This is a genomic window from Streptomyces sp. NPDC023481 (assembly GCF_055560195.1).
Genome location: NZ_JBVHJE010000017.1, coordinates 97,671 through 114,403 on the forward strand (window position 1 = coordinate 97,671; position 16,733 = coordinate 114,403).

A 16,733-nucleotide genomic window follows, 5' to 3' on the forward strand; every position below is an offset into this window, starting at 1 on the left:
AATAGTCCACAGACCCCGTCCTGGGGCCGCTCAACGCTGCGTACGCCTGCACATACGCGAAGACCCCGGCCTCAGCGTTTCCGCTGGTGACGGCGTCTTTGGGCACCTATTCCACGGTGCCCCCGGCAGGATTCGAACCTGCGCACACGGCTCCGGAGAGCATGGTCACACCATGTTTGATTATGCCTTTGACCTGCAAGGGAGCCTCGCGCGGCGCGTGGTCACGCTTGGTTCACACGCCCCTCACACGCACGCGGGAAGGTTACTTACTTCCAGTCTGGTTGAGGACCAGACGGGAGGCGACGACGTGAGAGGCTGCCCCCCCGGATGTTGCAGCCCGGCACTCAGGCCGGACAGGTGGGACACTGTGAATCTCGCTGTCCCACCCTTTTGTGCAGGTCCGCGCAATAGTCGGACAGTCGGACACACGGGGCAACCCCCATGGCGCCTACGTCGGCCAAGGGCCATCGTGCGAGGCTGAAAGTGCAAGAAAAGAACCGTCCTGACTTCTAGACCGGAGCGACTTCCAACGTCATCAACGGTGCGGTCGGTGGCTAAGAAGGTAGTTAATACCTGCCTTCAGTATCTCGGGGTCATCCTGGGCATAGCCCAGCATTCCGTTGCAGGGCTGGCACAGGATGCCGCGTACGCATTTGCCGCACGAGCGCCCGCCCTGAGAGCAGCACGAGTGGTCGTGGTCGATAGATAGCTCTCTGCCGCTAGCACAGATGTCCTTCCGGCAAATCGCGCAGGCTCCACCCTGAGCCTCCAGTAGTTCCGCGAATTGTTGGTAGGTGATGCCGTATCGCCAGCAGATGACGCAGCGGTTACACATGGACCGGAGGCCGTCATCTCCTGGCGTCTGCTTCGCCCGCTTGTGGAACTCGGTCGGGGAGAGCCAACGGAGGCACTTGCTGCATATCCGTTCGCCGCGCTCGTTGTAGCGCTCGCTCATAGGGATTATGCGGCTCTTCACCTGCGGGGGCGCAAACATCGAGACGCCCTTCGCTTTTCTCTGCAAGTGTAGATTGCAGAGGTCCTTCGCTCTAGCACGGTTAGTGCATCCCTTGATGGCGCAGAAAGGCATGCGCTCAGAGCGGTCCTTCTCGTAACACCCACTGCACAAGCCGCGGGCCTTAGCGGGCCGGCCGCAACCGTTAGAGCACTTTGGCTTTGACTCTGGCGTCACATCCATGATCGTGCTTGAACCCTTTTCCCTAGGCTATTTAAATCTGAATCCGGCCTTCGTCCGGAGCCTCGCTTGTTGGCGGCTGCATGCTCGGATGGCGGGGCGAATGAGACTGCCTGTCTCGCCCTCGCCAGCTACGTACCGTGAAACCAGCCCTTATGAGCAGGAGACAACAGGCAAAGGGCTGCAACATCCGGGGGGCGACAGGGGGCAAAAGTCATGCCCGGGCCCGGAGGCCAGCGGCCCTCTTGCAGGACCGCGGAAAACATAACGGGGGCAGCCCTGTGCAGGGTCGGGCAGGTGGGGTACTGGCGCCCCCCCAACCTCCTAAACATGCCGGACAGTCCGACGCGTCGGACAACACGGGCTTCAGGTAATGCTCAGCTTCGCACCGAGCGACGCAGCCACCGCCATCGCGTCCGCTGGGTGAGCCGCAGGGACGGCGGGGCTGGCGGGGGCCAGGGAGTCACGACCTTCTCTGGCGTGTGTGTGTCCTCAAAGGAGAGTCGACCACCCTTTATCTCGGCCTGCGTGAGCGAGACAGCCCCAGAAACAAAGTATGCGTCGTTGAACAGGACAGACGTTCCGGTCAGGCTTACGTCAAAAACGACGGAAGATCCGCAAAAGTCTGCACCTATGAAGCTCAGGAATCCTCCTCGCAACTCGGCTGCCGAGAACCAAACGTCGCCTCCTGTAAATTTTGCTCCAAGCCAAACTGGACCTCCGAAGTTGAGCTCCCCTTCATCATCGATGATGCAACTCCCGAATGTCACTCGGCTCCCGCCGAAGAATGCTGCGCCAAAGCTGACTTCGCCTCCTCTGAATTCGGCAAAAATGAACGATATGATGCCGCTCATGAAGTGGGCGCCAGTGAACAGGACCTGTGCTCCATTGAAAATGGCAGGCGGATCATCGCCACTTCCAAAGTTCACGGTTGCGCCACTGAAACGAGCGTGATCAAAGGACACGGTCCCGCCTATGAACTGGCAACCGGAAAAATTGACATCGCCTGATGTGAAGTGAGAACCGGAAAACGATCCGCCGTCGAATGTTGCGCCACTGAAGTCCAGGTCAAACCCGCACCATGCCGTCTCCTCTTCCGGGTCTTGCAAGTGCTCCGCGATTACTTTGATGGCAGTGAATCGCACTTCCCGCTCGCCGGGTCGCGCTTCCCTCGGATTGTAGGGCATGCGTATATAGGCGCACAGTAGGCGGCAAATGGTCTCGCGCTGACTACTGTCATCATCGGCCAATTTTGAGAGAGCATATATTCCGGCGAGCCTAACTGCTGCGCTTTCGTGCCCAAGTTGCTCGGCGGCGGCTTGGTAGCGAGACCCTAGGCTCTCGGAATCTTCCCTGTGGCTTGCGGCCTCTTCTATCTTCTGCTTCCGATACGCGTAGACAATCGCAAAGACTCCAGCCAAGAGTCCTGCTGCCGTCACTGTGCTTCTTGTTAGGTCGAAGAGTCTATCTTTTGGCAGAGATGCGCTTTTCTGGGGCCAAAAGCCAATGTGCGCCCCCGTCAGTTCGGCAAGTCCGACGAAAATGGCCCAAGCCGCCACCGCTGCCGTTGCAAAGGAAAGGATCAGCGTAAGGGGAAAGCTAGGCATTCGTGGAGTATGTCTTCCGGCGTCCCGCCTCATTGCTCTTCTTCTGGGGCGCTGAATTTTCCTCAGCTTTTGGCGAAGGGGTAGCTGCATAAGCGAGGATCTTACCGAGCAGTGGTCGGGGCCCGGGCAACTTTGCCCACTCCCCGGCGTGAAGCCCTGCTCGGACAGGTGGGACAACTGCGGATCCCTCTGTCCCACACATTTGGGCAGGTCAGCGCAGACATTGGGACAGTCGGACAGGGGGGACACCTCTGTCCACCACCTTAAAGATCGCACCCCACGAACTGGACCCGGACACTTCGTCCGGGTCCCGCGCTGTTGGGCGCTCCAGACTCGCGATGGATGGGCATGACCATCTGTCCGGCACGGCGAGCGGCTCGGTACCGGGAAGCGGGCCCCTAGAACAAGGAGGCATCACGCAATCAGTGCTACGACCGACCAGGCCGGCCAGCACCTCTTGCGTGTAGCCGCGGCGCTTCCGGTAGAACGCGATGCGCTCGCCGATGCTGAGGTGATCTCCAAGACCACGCGAGCCGTTTCCAACCTCAGTTGGATGTCGCAAGGTGAAGCGTGAGGACGGCTTTGACCAGGTCGGTGATGCGGGTGGTGCTGCAACGGAGCTTGCGCAGTAGCCGCCAGGACTTCAGGGTGGCCATGGCCTGCTCGCCGAGCGCGCGGATCTTGGCGTGGGAGACGTTCCCTGCCCGCTGACCTGTGGAGAGCTTGTCCCAGCGGCCCCGGTAGGGAACGCGGACCGTGCCGCCCGCCCCTTGGTAGCCCTTGTCCGCCCAGCAGCGCACCCCGGTCTGGGCCAGGGCGTCGATGATGCCGTGGGTGCGCGCGGCCTTGATGTCGTGGACTGCGCCGGGCAGAGCGGGTGAGGCCCACAGCAGCCGGCCGAACGGGTCGGCGATGACCTGCACGTTCATCCCGTGCTTCTTGCGCTTCCCGGAGTAGTAGGGCCGGTCGGCGGCGATCCGGTCGATGAGCAGCAGGGTGCCGTCGAGGATCACGAACGCCTTATGCACGGCGGCGCGGGCGGCTGCGGCGAGGTCGGGGGCGTGGACGGCCAGGACCTCCACGGCCTCGGCGATGTAGCGGTAAACGGTGGCGATGCCGACGCCGAACCCGGCTGCGAGCTGGGCGTAGGTGTGTCCGCAGCGCAAGTGCGCGAGTACGAGCAGGGCCTGCCGGTCCGCGGTGAGTCGGCGCCACCGTGTCCCGCGCTGGATGCGCCTGGCGGCCAGCAGGCGGGTGAGGAACCGCAGGGTCGCGCTGGACAGATCGATTCCCGATGGGTAGACAAGCACGTGAAGCTCCGGGCGGGCAGGTTGATCTTGGTCGACAACCCATCTACCAGGAGCTTCACCCACTTCTCAACGCCATGCCTACAGCAACTAGCCTGTCGCTCCGCCGCGTTGGAACAGCGCAGTGATCAACTGGTTGTCTTGACGGGCGCGCTGCTGCGTCCGCGGCGTCGACCGCTGAGCTCAACGTCGAGCGTCTCCTGGGCCACGCGCATGGCCTCAGCGTAGACGGGGTCCTGCAGCCGCTTCCACATCTCGCCCTCAACGACGTCCTCCACATGGCTGACCACCCACCAGATGTTGCCGAAGGGGTCCTTGATGCGCCCGCCACGCTGTCCGAAGGCGTTGTCCGCCAGCGCGGTGACGACCTGCCCGCCGGCCGCGATGGCTCGTGCGAACGCCTGGTCCGCGTCAGTGACGAACACGCGGAGCAGGCTCGGCATCGTGGGCCAGTCCGCGCGTCGGTCGAAGGCCAACACGACGGTGTCGCCTACGCGGATCTCACCGTGACCGATCAAACTGTCCTCGGTCGCCACCCGTCCGAGTTCCTCTCCGTCGAACACCTGGGCCACAAAGGCGAAGAAGGCCCCCGTGTCGTCGGTCACGACCCAGGGAGCAACCGTGGTGTAGCCCTCGGGCGCGGCGTTGATCTGCTCCGGCATGGCGTTCCCCTCGCTGATGATGCCTACCGGCGGCGAGGATAGGGACGATATAGGTCTGATTCCGTCCTACATCGTCAGCAGTGCCGGCCGGGGCCGCGCCCCTACTGCACGACTCCAAGAGATGGCCCGACCACACCAGCCACAGGTTGGAAAAGGCTCCTTCGCCGACGTGGAACGCGGATCCTATGCCAAGGTCGCCATCGGAAGATTCCACCTCGACGTATGCCAGTGCAGCGGCGTACTTGGTGAACATTTCTCGCGCTTGCCCAGAATCCACTTGCCGCCCCGCCCCTTGTCCCTCGGGCTGCGCGCTGAGATGTGGCAGCCCTTGACTGAGGCTAGCGTTGGTCGGCTTGGAGTCCCCGTCTTCACGATCGTGCGGGGTTGCGCCGAGCTCGGCGAGGGCGGCTGGAAGTGGGGGAGTCGGTCTCACACGCGGAGAGTGCACAACAGCAAGAAAGAGCGGGAGTCAGTGAGACTGACTCCCGCCCTCTACTGTCGGCATCCGCCTTGGTCAGCCCTTGATTCTTGCTGATCCTGGGCGAGTGCCCCCGGCAGGATTCGAACCTGCGCACACGGCTCCGGAGGCCGTTGCTCTATCCCCTGAGCTACGGGGGCGTGTCGGGCGCTGAGCTCTCGCTCGCGGCGACGGGTAGAACACTAGCAGGTCCCGTGGGGTGATCCGGAACCCGTTTCCCGGGGTGGTCGCCTGTAGGGGGTGGAAGTGGGGAAAACCCGGACGCGGTGGCCGGACCGGACCTACTCTCGACGTGTGTCAGGCGCTCCGGGCCGGGTGCTTGTTGTGGACGACAACAAGGTCATCCGGCAGCTGATCAGGGTCAACCTCGAGCTGGAAGGGCTGGAGGTCGTGACCGCGGCCGATGGCGCCGAGTGCCTGGACGTGGTGCACCAGGTGCGGCCCGACGTCGTCACGCTCGACGTCGTCATGCCCCGGCTGGACGGGCTCCGCACCGCCGCCCGGCTCCGGGCCGATCCCCTTACCCGCGACCTGCCCCTCGCCATCATCAGCGCGTGCACGCAGTACGAGGTCGAGACCGGCCTCGACGTCGGCGTGGACGCGTTCCTGGCCAAGCCCTTCGAGCCGGCGGAACTGGTCCAGCTCGTGAAGCACCTCATCGCGCGGCGCACCGGACAGGACGGGCGTGAGCGTGAGGGGGAAGCGCGCGGGGGAGAGCGCAGCGGCGGAGAGCAGGGCGGGGGTGGTGACGGGGAAGTCGACGGCGACGCGGGACCCCCCGGTCCCGGCCCCAGTCACGGAGTCGGTGTCTCGCCCGGTCACGAACTCTCGCCCGGTCAGTAAGTCCCGGTCAACGCGTGTGGAGCGGGCACCGAGCTGCGCCCGCTCACCCAGCTCCGTCCGGCCGGCGCTGTGGAGCGGGCACGGAGGTGCGCCCGCTCGCACAGCCCCGTCCGTTGGCGAGTTCGCTGGTCCCGCGGTGCCGCCGGGCAAGCGAGGGCCGTCACGCTGTCCCGCCCCGCAGTCGCGCCCCCTCCAGCCACGCGCCCCATCCGGCCGCGCAGCCCTTCCGGCCGCGCGGCCCGCCGGGTCAGCGAGGTCGCCCGGTCCCGCGGTGCCGCCGGGCAAGCGATGGCTGTCACGCTGCCCCGCCCGGCAGGCGCGCCCCGCCTCGCAGGCGCGCCCCATCCAGCCACGCACCCCACCCAGCCACGCGCCCCGCCAGATCAGCGAGGTCGCCCGGTCCCCCGGCCGCTCCCCCCCGCTCACCCCCGCCGCTCCCCACTCCCCGCCTCCCCTACGCTTGTCCCGTGACCCCCGTCGAGTTGTCCCGTACCGTGCTGGGCGCGGTGCGTCGTGCTGTGGATGACGGGGAGCTGAGCGTGAGCGTGCCCGAGCGGGTCGTGGTGAGTGAGCCGGGTCCCGGGGGGTGCGGGGACTTCGCCACGACCATCGCGTTGCAGCTGGCCCGGCCGGCCGGGCAGCCGGCGCGGCGGGTGGCCGAGATCGTGCGGGCCAGGCTCGCCGTGGCCCAGGGCATCCGGGACGTCGTCGTCACCGGGCCGGGGTTCCTCAACATCAGCCTGGACACGCAGGTCGACCCCGTCACCGGGCTGGTGCGTGAGGTCATGCACAAGGGAGCCCGGTACGGGCACGGCGACGCCCTCGCCGGGCAGGTCGTCGCGCTGCGGGTGCCGTACGAGGTGCGGGCCGAGGTCGTCGCCGACGCCGTCGTACGGCTCGTGGGAGCCCAGGGCGGCCGGGCCACCGTGGAGCACGGGGAACCGGCCGACCTGCGGCCCGTGCCCGCCCCGGAGGACCCCGCCCCGCTCGGTCCCGACGCCGCGCGGTGGGCCCTGCTCCACCCGGCCGCGCACGACCGGCCCCGGATCACCGCCGATCACCTCGTGCAGCGGGAGAGCAATCCGCTGTTCCGGGTGCGGTACGCGCACGCCCGGGTGCGTGCCCTCGGGCGTAACGCCGAGCGGCTGGGGTTCGGTGCCGAGGCCGGGCCCGTGGACGGGGCCCGGGGGCTGCTCAGCCCCCTCGCCGATCACCCCCGTGTTCTCGCCGCGGCCGCCACCCATCGCGCCCCGGACCGGCTTGCCCGGCATCTCGTCACCGTCGCCGATGCCGTGCTGCCCCTGCTGCCCCGCGTGCTTCCCGTCGGTGAGGAGAAACCCTCGGCCGCCCACCGTGCCCGGCTGGCCCTCGCCGAAGCAGCCGGGACGGTGCTGGCCGGTGGCCTGTCCCTGCTCGGCATCGACGCACCCGAACACCTCTGAGGGCCCCGCTGATGCGCCCCGGAGAGACAGAGAGTCTGAGAGCCACGTCATGAGCCGTTCCGCCCATCCCGCCGGGCCCCGCCACGCCGACGTCCTGCCCGAGGGTCACTACTCCGCACCGCCCGCCGACCTCAACGACCTGGACCGCAAGGTGTGGGCGCAGACCGTCACGCGCGGCGACGACGGTGTGGTCAGTGTCGGCGGGGTCCCCGTCACCCGGCTCGCCGAGGAGTTCGGCACCCCGGCCTACGTCCTGGACGAGACCGACTTCCGGGCCCGCGCGCGGGCCTGGCGTACCGCGTTCGGTCCGGACGCCGACGTCTTCTACGCCGGGAAGGCCTTCCTCTCCCGGGCCGTCGTACGGTGGCTGCACGAGGAGGGGCTCAACCTGGACGTGTGCTCCGGCGGCGAGCTGGCCACCGCGCTGTCCGCCGGCATGCCCGCCGAGCGCATCGCCTTCCACGGCAACAACAAGTCCGTCGAGGAGATCCGCCGCGCCATCGAGGCGGGCGTCGGGCGGATCGTGCTCGACTCCTTCCAGGAGATCGTGCGCGTCGCGCACACCGCGCGGGAACTGGGCAGGCGGCAGAAGGTCCAGATCCGGATCACCGTGGGCGTGGAGGCGCACACCCACGAGTTCATCGCCACCGCCCACGAGGACCAGAAGTTCGGGATCCCGCTCGCCGGCGGGCAGGCCGCCGAGGCCGTACGGCGGGCCCTCCAGCTCGACGGGCTGGAGCTGATCGGGATCCACTCGCACATCGGCTCGCAGATCTTCGACATGTCCGGGTTCGAGGTCGCCGCCCACCGGGTCGTCGGGCTGCTGAAGGACGTCCGGGACGAGCACGGGGTCGAGCTGCCCGAGATCGACCTCGGTGGCGGCCTCGGTATCGCCTACACCAGCGGTGACGACCCGCGCGAGCCGCACGAGATCGCCAAGGCGCTCACCGAGATCGTCACCCGGGAGTGCGAGAGCGCCCGGCTGCGTACACCGCGGATCTCCGTGGAGCCGGGGCGCGCCATCGTCGGCCCGACCGCCTTCACCCTCTACGAGGTCGGCACGGTCAAGCCGCTCGAAGGGCTGCGTACCTACGTCTCCGTCGACGGCGGCATGTCGGACAACATCCGGACCGCGCTCTACGACGCCGAGTACAGCGTGGCGCTCGTCTCCCGCGCCTCCGACGCCGAGCCGGTGCTCGCCCGGGTCGTCGGCAAGCACTGCGAGAGCGGGGACATCGTGGTCAAGGACGCGTTCCTGCCGGCCGACGTGGCGCCCGGTGACCTCATCGCCGTACCGGCCACCGGCGCGTACTGCCGGTCCATGGCCAGCAACTACAACCACGTGCTCCGGCCGCCCGTCGTCGCCGTACGGGACGGGGCGGCCCGGGTGATCGTCCGGCGGGAGACCGAAGAGGATTTGCTGCGTCTCGACGTCGGCTGACCGGCGCGGCCGGTCGCCCGCGGGGGCGGAAGATCTGCGGTCTTCCGCCCCCGCGCAAATGAAATAGATGTCTCACGATCCGGACCAAGGGTAGAAACTGCCGTCCGGTGAGTGAGACTGGTCCCACCGTAGACGGTATGAGGAAACGAGGTCGGATGATGCGTACGCGTCCGCTGAAGGTGGCGCTGCTGGGCTGTGGGGTTGTCGGCTCAGAGGTGGCGCGCATCATGACGACGCACGCCGACGACCTCGCCGCCCGGATCGGCGCCCCCGTGGAACTGGCGGGCGTCGCCGTACGCCGGCCCGGCAAGGTCCGGGAGGGCATCGACCCCGGCCTGGTCACCACCGACGCCACCGCCCTCGTCAAACGCGGCGACATCGACGTGGTGGTGGAGGTCATCGGCGGGATCGAGCCGGCCCGGACGCTCATCACCACCGCCTTCGCGCACGGCGCCTCCGTCGTCTCCGCCAACAAGGCCCTGCTCGCCCAGGACGGGGCCGCCCTGCACGCCGCCGCCGGAGAGCACGGCCGGGACCTCTACTACGAGGCGGCCGTCGCCGGCGCCATCCCGCTGATCCGCCCGCTGCGCGAGTCGCTCGCCGGCGACAAGGTCAACCGGGTGCTCGGCATCGTCAACGGCACCACCAACTTCATCCTCGACAAGATGGACACCACCGGCGCCGGTTACCAGGAGGCGCTCGACGAGGCCACCGCCCTGGGGTACGCCGAGGCCGACCCGACGGCCGACGTCGAGGGCTTCGACGCCGCCGCCAAGGCCGCCATCCTCGCCGGCATCGCCTTCCACACGCGCGTGCGCCTCGACGACGTCTACCGCGAGGGCATGACCGAGGTCACCGCCGCCGACTTCCGCTCCGCCAAGGAGATGGGCTGCACCATCAAGCTGCTCGCCATCTGCGAGCGCTCCGCGGACGGTGCGTCCGTCACCGCGCGCGTGCACCCCGCGATGATCCCGCTCACCCACCCGCTCGCCTCCGTGCGCGGCGCGTACAACGCCGTCTTCGTGGAGTCCGACGCGGCCGGGCAGCTGATGTTCTACGGCCCCGGCGCCGGCGGTTCGCCCACCGCCTCGGCCGTGCTGGGCGACCTGGTCGCGGTCTGCCGCAACCGGCTGACCGGGACCACCGGGCCGGGCGAGTCGGCGTACGCCGACCTGACCGTCTCCCCGATGGGCCAGGTCGTCACCCGGTACCACATCAGCCTCGACGTGGCCGACAAACCGGGTGTGCTCGCCCAGGTCGCCACCGTCTTCGCCGAACACGGCGTGTCGATCGACACCGTTCGGCAGCAGGGCAAGGACGGTGAGGCCTCCCTCGTCGTCGTCACCCACCGGGCCTTCGACGCCTCCCTGTCCGGGACCGTCGAGGCACTGCGCAAGCTCGACACCGTGCGGGGTGTCGCCAGCATCATGCGGGTTGAAGGAGAGTAACCAGCAATGACCCACCAGTGGCGCGGAATCATCGAGGAGTACCGGGACAGGCTGCCGGTATCCGACACCACGCCGGTCGTGACGCTCCGCGAGGGCGGCACGCCCCTCGTGCCCGCGCAGGTGCTCTCCGAGCGCACGGGCTGTGAGGTCCACCTGAAGGTGGAGGGCGCCAACCCCACCGGGTCCTTCAAGGACCGCGGCATGACCATGGCCATCAGCAAGGCCAAGGAGGAGGGGGCGAAGGCCGTCATCTGCGCCTCCACCGGCAACACCTCCGCCTCCGCCGCCGCGTACGCGGTGCGGGCCGGCATGGTGTCGGCCGTCCTGGTGCCGCAGGGCAAGATCGCCCTCGGCAAGATGGGCCAGGCGCTCGTGCACGGCGCGAAGATCCTCCAGGTCGACGGCAACTTCGACGACTGCCTCACCCTCGCGCGGGAACTGAGCGAGAACTACCCCGTCGCGCTGGTGAATTCGGTCAATCCGGTGCGTATCGAGGGCCAGAAGACGGCCGCCTTCGAGATCGTCGACATGCTCGGTGACGCCCCCGACATCCATGTCCTCCCGGTCGGCAACGCGGGCAACATCACCGCCTACTGGAAGGGCTACAAGGAGTACGCCGCCGACGGCATCGCCGGCCGCACCCCCCGGATGTGGGGCTTCCAGGCGTCCGGCAGCGCGCCGATCGTGCGCGGCGAGGTCGTCAAGGACCCGTCGACCATCGCCACCGCCATCCGCATCGGCAACCCCGCCTCCTGGAGTTACGCGCTGGCCGCCCGCGACGAGTCCGGCGGTGCCATCGACGAGGTGACGGACCGTGAAATCCTGCGCGCCTACCGGCTGTTGGCCGCGCAGGAGGGCGTCTTCGTGGAGCCCGCCTCCGCCGCCTCCGTGGCCGGTCTGCTCAAGGCCGCCGAGCAGGGGAAGGTCGACCCGGGCCAGCGCATCGTGTGCACCGTCACCGGCAACGGCCTGAAGGACCCGGACTGGGCCGTCGCCGGCGCCCCGCAGCCGGTCACCGTCCCGGTCGACGCGGCCACCGCGGCCGAGCGCCTCGGTCTCGCCTGATCGCTCCGGATCCGGGAGATCCCTGACAGGGTGCACAGAGGGCTTGCGACACGCATCGTGCGCCTCCTGTGCGCCCTATGTCGCCACAGAACCTTCCTTCGATAGGCTGTACCGAACCCGCCTGTGCACATGCCCTCGCGCATGGCGCGGCGCCGCGCCGTCTACGCGGCCCGACGGGTCTGTCGTACGTCATCGGATGTCCACCGCACACCGGTCGAGTGTCCACCGAGTCCCTCGATGCCATTCGACCGCCACGCAGCTCAAGGAGTGTCTTCGAGCGATGGCCGGTCCAGCGTTCCGCGCCGCCGCCGTCCGGGTGCGCGTCCCCGCCACCAGCGCCAATCTCGGTCCGGGCTTCGACGCCCTGGGCCTCGGGCTGGGGCTCTACGACGACGTGGTCGTCCGGGTGGCCGACTCCGGGCTGCATATCGACATCGCGGGTGAGGGCAGCGAGACCCTCCCGCGGGACGAGAGCCACCTTCTCGTCCGCTCCCTGCGCACGGCCTTCGACCTGCTGGGCGGGCAGCCCCGCGGCCTGGAGATCGTGTGCGCCAACCGCATCCCGCACGGCCGGGGCCTCGGCTCCTCCTCCGCCGCCATCTGCGCCGGCATCGTCGCCGCCCGCGCGGTGACCATAGGCGGCGAGACCCGTCTGGACGACGCCGCCCTGCTGGAACTGGCCACCGAGATCGAGGGCCACCCGGACAACGTGGCCGCCTGTCTGCTCGGCGGCTTCACCCTGTCCTGGATGGAGCGCGGCACCGCCCGTGCCATCAGGATGGAGCCGCACGATTCCATCGTTCCGGTGGTTTTCGTGCCAGGGAAGCCGGTCCTGACCGAGACCGCGCGCGGCCTGCTCCCGCGGAGCGTGCCGCACGTCGACGCCGCCGCCAACGCGGGCCGCGCCGCCCTGCTCGTGGAGGCCCTGACCAGGCGTCCCGAGCTGCTGCTGCCGGCCACCGAGGACCGGCTGCACCAGGAGTACCGCGCCCCGGCGATGCCGGAGAGCGCCGCGCTGGTGGAGCGGCTGCGGGCCGACGGCATCCCGGCCGTGATCTCGGGCGCCGGGCCCACCGTCATGGCCCTCGCCGACGCCGACAGGGCCGACAAGGTCTCTCACCTCGCGGGTGAGGGCTGGGCCGCCAACCGGCTTGACCTGGATGTCCGGGGAGCGAGCGTGCTGCCGCTTGCGACCTGACACACGGTTGCCGGATGTGGAGAGGGGGAATGTTTGTTGGATCCGGTAGTGTTAACCTCAAGTCTGCACCCGACCTCACCATGGCGAGGTGCCTCGTGTCCCCGTCCGGGACAGACATTCTTCCGGGAGCCTCCCGCGCCACTCCGTGTTCCTTGCGCCGTACCTGGGCAGTACGACGCATGCGGGCACTGAGCGGGCCGCCGGGCACGCCCCGGAGTCGGTGCTACCACGCCACGTGACACTGGGTGCCACGGCCCGCGGAAGCGCCGATCACCGCACATTTTCTTCCGCCGCTTTGGCGGACCACCGCCCCGGCACGGTTCACAGAAGACAGGACCGTAGCCGGACAGCACAACCGGTCGCCGAGCCAGACAGGCCGACGTCCGCTCCAGGGAAGGACCCTTCGTGAGCGACACCACCGATCTGATGGGCGCACGTGTCGAGGAGACCGCTGCCGCGCCCGCCACGGACGCCTCCGCGCCTGCCACCGGTGCCGGCTCCCGGCGGCGCCGCGGTACCGGCCTCGAGGGCATGGTGCTGGCCGAGCTGCAGCAGGTTGCCTCCGGCCTCGGCATCAGGGGCACCGCGCGGATGCGCAAGAGCCAGCTGATCGAGGTCATCAAGGAGGCGCAGGCCGCCGGGGGAGCCCCCGCCAAGGCCGACGCCGCCGCCGAGACCAAGCCGAAGCGCCGGGCCACCTCCAAGGCCCGCACGGGCGAGTCCGCCGAGAACGGCGAGGGCCCGGCGAAGAAGGCCGAGGCGAAGACCCAGGCGCCCGCGGAGAAGGCCGTGGCCCAGCAGCAGATCGAGATCCCCGGCCAGCCGGCCTCCGACGACGCCCCGAGCGAGCGCCGTCGCCGCCGTGCCACCGCCGAGGCGGGCAGCCCGGCCCAGGGCGGCGCCGAGACCGTCGCCGCCGAGGCCAAGGGCGAGTCCAGGGGCGAGGCGCCCGCGCAGCAGCAGTCGCAGCAGCAGGGTGACGCCGGTGACGGCGAGGGCCGTGGCCGCCGGGACCGCCGGGAGCGCGGCCGGGACCGGGACCGCCGTAACAAGGGCGACGACCAGCAGGGCCAGGGCGGCGGCCGCCAGGACCGGTCGGACCGGTCCGACCGCCAGGACCGGTCGGACCGCCAGGACCGGCAGCAGCAGGGCCAGCAGCAGGGCGGCGGCCGTCAGGACCGCAACACCGGTCCGCAGGACGACGACGACTTCGACGGCGGCCGTCGCGGCCGTCGCGGGCGCTACCGGGACCGCCGGGGCCGCCGGGGCCGTGACGACATCGCCGAGCCGCAGGTCGCCGACGACGACGTCCTGATCCCCGTCGCGGGCATCCTGGACATCCTCGACAACTACGCCTTCATCCGGACCTCCGGCTACCTTCCGGGTCCGAACGACGTGTACGTCTCCCTCGCCCAGGTCCGCAAGAACGGCCTGCGCAAGGGCGACCACGTCACCGGCGCGGTCCGGCAGCCGAAGGAGGGCGAGCGCCGCGAGAAGTTCAACGCGCTGGTCCGGCTGGACTCCGTCAACGGCATGGCGCCCGAACACGGCCGCGGCCGCCCGGAGTTCAACAAGCTGACCCCGCTCTACCCGCAGGACCGGCTCCGTCTGGAGACCGACCCGGGCGTGCTCACCACCCGCATCATCGACCTCGTGTCGCCGATCGGTAAGGGCCAGCGTGGTCTGATCGTGGCCCCGCCGAAGACCGGCAAGACCATGATCATGCAGGCGATCGCCAACGCGATCACGCACAACAACCCCGAGTGCCACCTGATGGTCGTCCTCGTCGACGAGCGTCCGGAAGAGGTCACCGACATGCAGCGGTCGGTCAAGGGCGAGGTCATCTCCTCGACCTTCGACCGTCCGGCCGAGGACCACACGACCGTCGCCGAGCTGGCCATCGAGCGGGCCAAGCGACTGGTGGAGCTGGGCCACGACGTGGTCGTGCTGCTCGACTCCATCACCCGTCTGGGCCGTGCCTACAACCTGGCGGCGCCGGCCTCCGGCCGCATCCTGTCCGGTGGTGTCGACTCGACCGCGCTCTACCCGCCGAAGCGGTTCTTCGGTGCGGCGCGCAACATCGAGGACGGCGGCTCGCTGACCATCCTGGCCACGGCGCTCGTGGACACCGGGTCCCGCATGGACGAGGTGATCTTCGAGGAGTTCAAGGGCACCGGCAACATGGAGCTGAAGCTCGACCGCAAGCTCGCCGACAAGCGCATCTTCCCGGCGGTGGACGTGGACGCGTCCGGCACCCGCAAGGAAGAGATCCTGCTCGGCAACGAGGAGCTGGCCGTCGTCTGGAAGCTCCGCCGGGTCCTGCACGCGCTGGACCAGCAGCAGGCGATCGAGCTGCTCCTCGACAAGATGAAGCAGACCAAGTCGAACGTCGAGTTCCTGATGCAGATCCAGAAGACGACGCCGACGCCGGGCAACGACTGACGCACCCGGTAGACAGCCGCACACCGCGGCGAAGGGCCGCTCCCCCGCGGGGAGCGGCCCTTCGCGCTGTCCGCGCCCGCCGACCCCGGCGCCGGAACCAGTGCCACCCCGAGACGTTTGCCACAGGGATCCCGATGGGCGCCGGTTTCCGCTCGGGCCGCTCGGTAGGGCGAAACCGCAGGTCAGCGCGGTGTGAGGGAGCGGGATGGCCACGCAGCGTGGCTGTCGCCGCACGCGGCGGGTTCGGGGCGTTGTGCAACCCTTTTCCGAGTTTCTCCGTCTGACCCGGCGGAGCGACGATGGAGCGGAGACGACCGCGCCCGACCCTGATCACAGGGGGTACCCGACCGCCGAGACCTAGGAGCGATGTGGTCGCCGAGAGCACTCAGCCCGCCATACCCGACCCGGACGCCGGTCCGCGCCGCCGGGGCAGGGGACGCCGCCGCAAGGCGCCCAGCACCGGCCGCAGGGCGTTGCGCGCGACGGCATGGACGGCCGCGGGTGTGGTCGTCCTGGGCGGCGCCGGCGCCGGGTACGTCTACTTCAAGCTCAACGGCAACCTCCACAGCGTCGACATCGACCAGGCGCTCGGCAGCGACCGGCCCACGAAGATCGACAACGGCTCCCAGAACATCCTGGTCCTGGGCTCGGACAGCCGCTCCGGCAAGAACAAGAAGCTCGGCGGCGGCACGGACGACGGCAGCGCCCGCTCCGACACGGCGATGATCGTCCACGTCTACGAGGGCCACAAGAAGGCCAGCGTGGTCTCCATCCCCCGGGACACCCTCGTCGACCGCCCCCAGTGCACCGACACCAAGGGCACCGCCCACCCCGCCGCGTCCGGCGTGATGTTCAACGAGGCGTACTCCACCGGCGGCGCGGCCTGCGCGGTGAAGACGGTGGAGTCGATCACCGGTATCCGCATGGACCACTACCTGGAGGTCGACTTCGAGGGCTTCCAGCGGCTCATCAACGACCTCGGCGGGGTCGACGTCACCACCACCCGGCCCATCCGGGACCCGCAGAGCCACCTGGACCTCAAGGCCGGCACCCACACCCTGGACGGCGAGCAGGCCCTCGGCCTGGTCCGCACCCGGCACGGCGTGGGCGACGGCTCCGACCTGGGCCGCATCCAGCTCCAGCAGGCCTTCGTCAAGGCCCTGATCGACCAGGTCAAGCACGTCGGCGTCTTCACCGACCCGAAGAAGCTGTACGACCTCGCCGACACCGCCACCAAGGCCGTCACCACCGACTCCGACCTCGGCTCGGTCAACTCCCTGATCGACTTCGCCGACGGCCTCAAGGGCATCAGCTCGTCCCACATGAAGATGGTCACGATGCCCGTCGAGTACGACCCGGCCAACCCCAACCGCGTCCTGCTGGCCAAGTCCAAGGCCCAGCTGGTCTGGAACGCCCTGAAGAACGACAGGCCGATCCCGGCGTCGGCCACGAAGGGCACGGCCACCGGCGAGGCCAAGGGCGTCGTCAGCGCCGGCTAGGGGCGCCTCGGCGAACCCCACCCACCCGGGCCGGAATAGAACAGCCGCACCCCCGGTTTGGGAGGATGGCACCAGTCCTGGCAGACTGGTACGTCGGCTCCGGTTCACG

Annotated in this window: 12 protein-coding genes and 1 tRNA gene; 8 read left to right on the forward strand and 5 right to left on the reverse strand. The window is 69.0% G+C overall.

The features are described from left to right. Positions 1 to 535: 535 nt before the first annotated feature. The 5 genes from ACZ3ZD_RS29015 to ACZ3ZD_RS29035 form a co-directional block, all read right to left on the reverse strand. Entirely contained in the window at positions 536 to 1,195 is a 660-nt protein-coding gene (locus ACZ3ZD_RS29015) for an endonuclease VII domain-containing protein (protein ID WP_467403390.1), read from the reverse strand. Between the two features lie 374 nt (positions 1,196 to 1,569). After that, positions 1,570 to 2,799: a pentapeptide repeat-containing protein gene (locus ACZ3ZD_RS29020; RefSeq protein WP_467403393.1), complete on the reverse strand. Its 1,230-nt coding sequence runs from the start codon at positions 2,797 to 2,799 to the stop codon at positions 1,570 to 1,572. A gap of 545 nt (positions 2,800 to 3,344) precedes the next feature. Continuing rightward, positions 3,345 to 4,109 carry a transposase family protein gene (locus ACZ3ZD_RS29025; RefSeq protein ID WP_467403395.1) on the reverse strand — a complete coding sequence of 255 codons (765 nt, stop codon included), beginning with the start codon at positions 4,107 to 4,109 and terminating at the stop codon, positions 3,345 to 3,347. Positions 4,110 to 4,234: 125 nt separating this feature from the next. Further along, entirely contained in the window at positions 4,235 to 4,768 is a 534-nt protein-coding gene (locus ACZ3ZD_RS29030; protein ID WP_467403397.1) for a VOC family protein, read from the reverse strand. 546 nt (positions 4,769 to 5,314) lie between these two features. Next, positions 5,315 to 5,386: transfer RNA gene (locus ACZ3ZD_RS29035), tRNA-Arg, on the reverse strand. A gap of 100 nt (positions 5,387 to 5,486) precedes the next feature. On the opposite strand from ACZ3ZD_RS29035, the gene ACZ3ZD_RS29040 reads away from it, so the two are divergent. The 8 genes from ACZ3ZD_RS29040 to ACZ3ZD_RS29075 all read left to right on the forward strand — a co-directional run bounded on the left by ACZ3ZD_RS29040 (position 5,487) and on the right by ACZ3ZD_RS29075 (position 16,624). Next, complete coding sequence (locus ACZ3ZD_RS29040) at positions 5,487 to 6,089, forward strand: response regulator (protein WP_467403401.1); 603 nt, start codon at positions 5,487 to 5,489, stop codon at positions 6,087 to 6,089. Between the two features lie 467 nt (positions 6,090 to 6,556). Next, positions 6,557 to 7,531: an ArgS-related anticodon-binding protein NrtL gene (nrtL, locus tag ACZ3ZD_RS29045; protein WP_467403404.1), complete on the forward strand. Its 975-nt coding sequence runs from the start codon at positions 6,557 to 6,559 to the stop codon at positions 7,529 to 7,531. Between the two features lie 49 nt (positions 7,532 to 7,580). Further along, the gene (lysA, locus tag ACZ3ZD_RS29050; RefSeq protein WP_467403408.1) at positions 7,581 to 8,972 is read left to right on the forward strand and encodes a diaminopimelate decarboxylase; all 1,392 of its coding nucleotides are present in this window, start codon (positions 7,581 to 7,583) and stop codon (positions 8,970 to 8,972) included. 158 nt (positions 8,973 to 9,130) lie between these two features. Then, complete coding sequence (locus ACZ3ZD_RS29055) at positions 9,131 to 10,420, forward strand: homoserine dehydrogenase (RefSeq protein ID WP_467403745.1); 1,290 nt, start codon at positions 9,131 to 9,133, stop codon at positions 10,418 to 10,420. Positions 10,421 to 10,426: 6 nt separating this feature from the next. Beyond that, on the forward strand, positions 10,427 to 11,485 hold the full coding sequence (thrC, locus tag ACZ3ZD_RS29060; RefSeq protein ID WP_467403412.1) for a threonine synthase: 1,059 nt from the start codon (positions 10,427 to 10,429) through the stop codon (positions 11,483 to 11,485). A gap of 280 nt (positions 11,486 to 11,765) precedes the next feature. Next, positions 11,766 to 12,683 (forward strand): homoserine kinase, encoded by a 918-nt coding sequence (gene thrB, locus ACZ3ZD_RS29065; protein ID WP_467403416.1) that lies wholly within the window; start codon positions 11,766 to 11,768, stop codon positions 12,681 to 12,683. Positions 12,684 to 13,088: 405 nt separating this feature from the next. After that, on the forward strand, positions 13,089 to 15,125 hold the full coding sequence (rho, locus tag ACZ3ZD_RS29070; protein WP_467403419.1) for a transcription termination factor Rho: 2,037 nt from the start codon (positions 13,089 to 13,091) through the stop codon (positions 15,123 to 15,125). A 368-nt stretch (positions 15,126 to 15,493) separates the two neighbouring features. Next, positions 15,494 to 16,624: an LCP family protein gene (locus tag ACZ3ZD_RS29075; protein WP_467403422.1), complete on the forward strand. Its 1,131-nt coding sequence runs from the start codon at positions 15,494 to 15,496 to the stop codon at positions 16,622 to 16,624. The last annotated feature ends 109 nt before the right edge of the window (positions 16,625 to 16,733 follow it).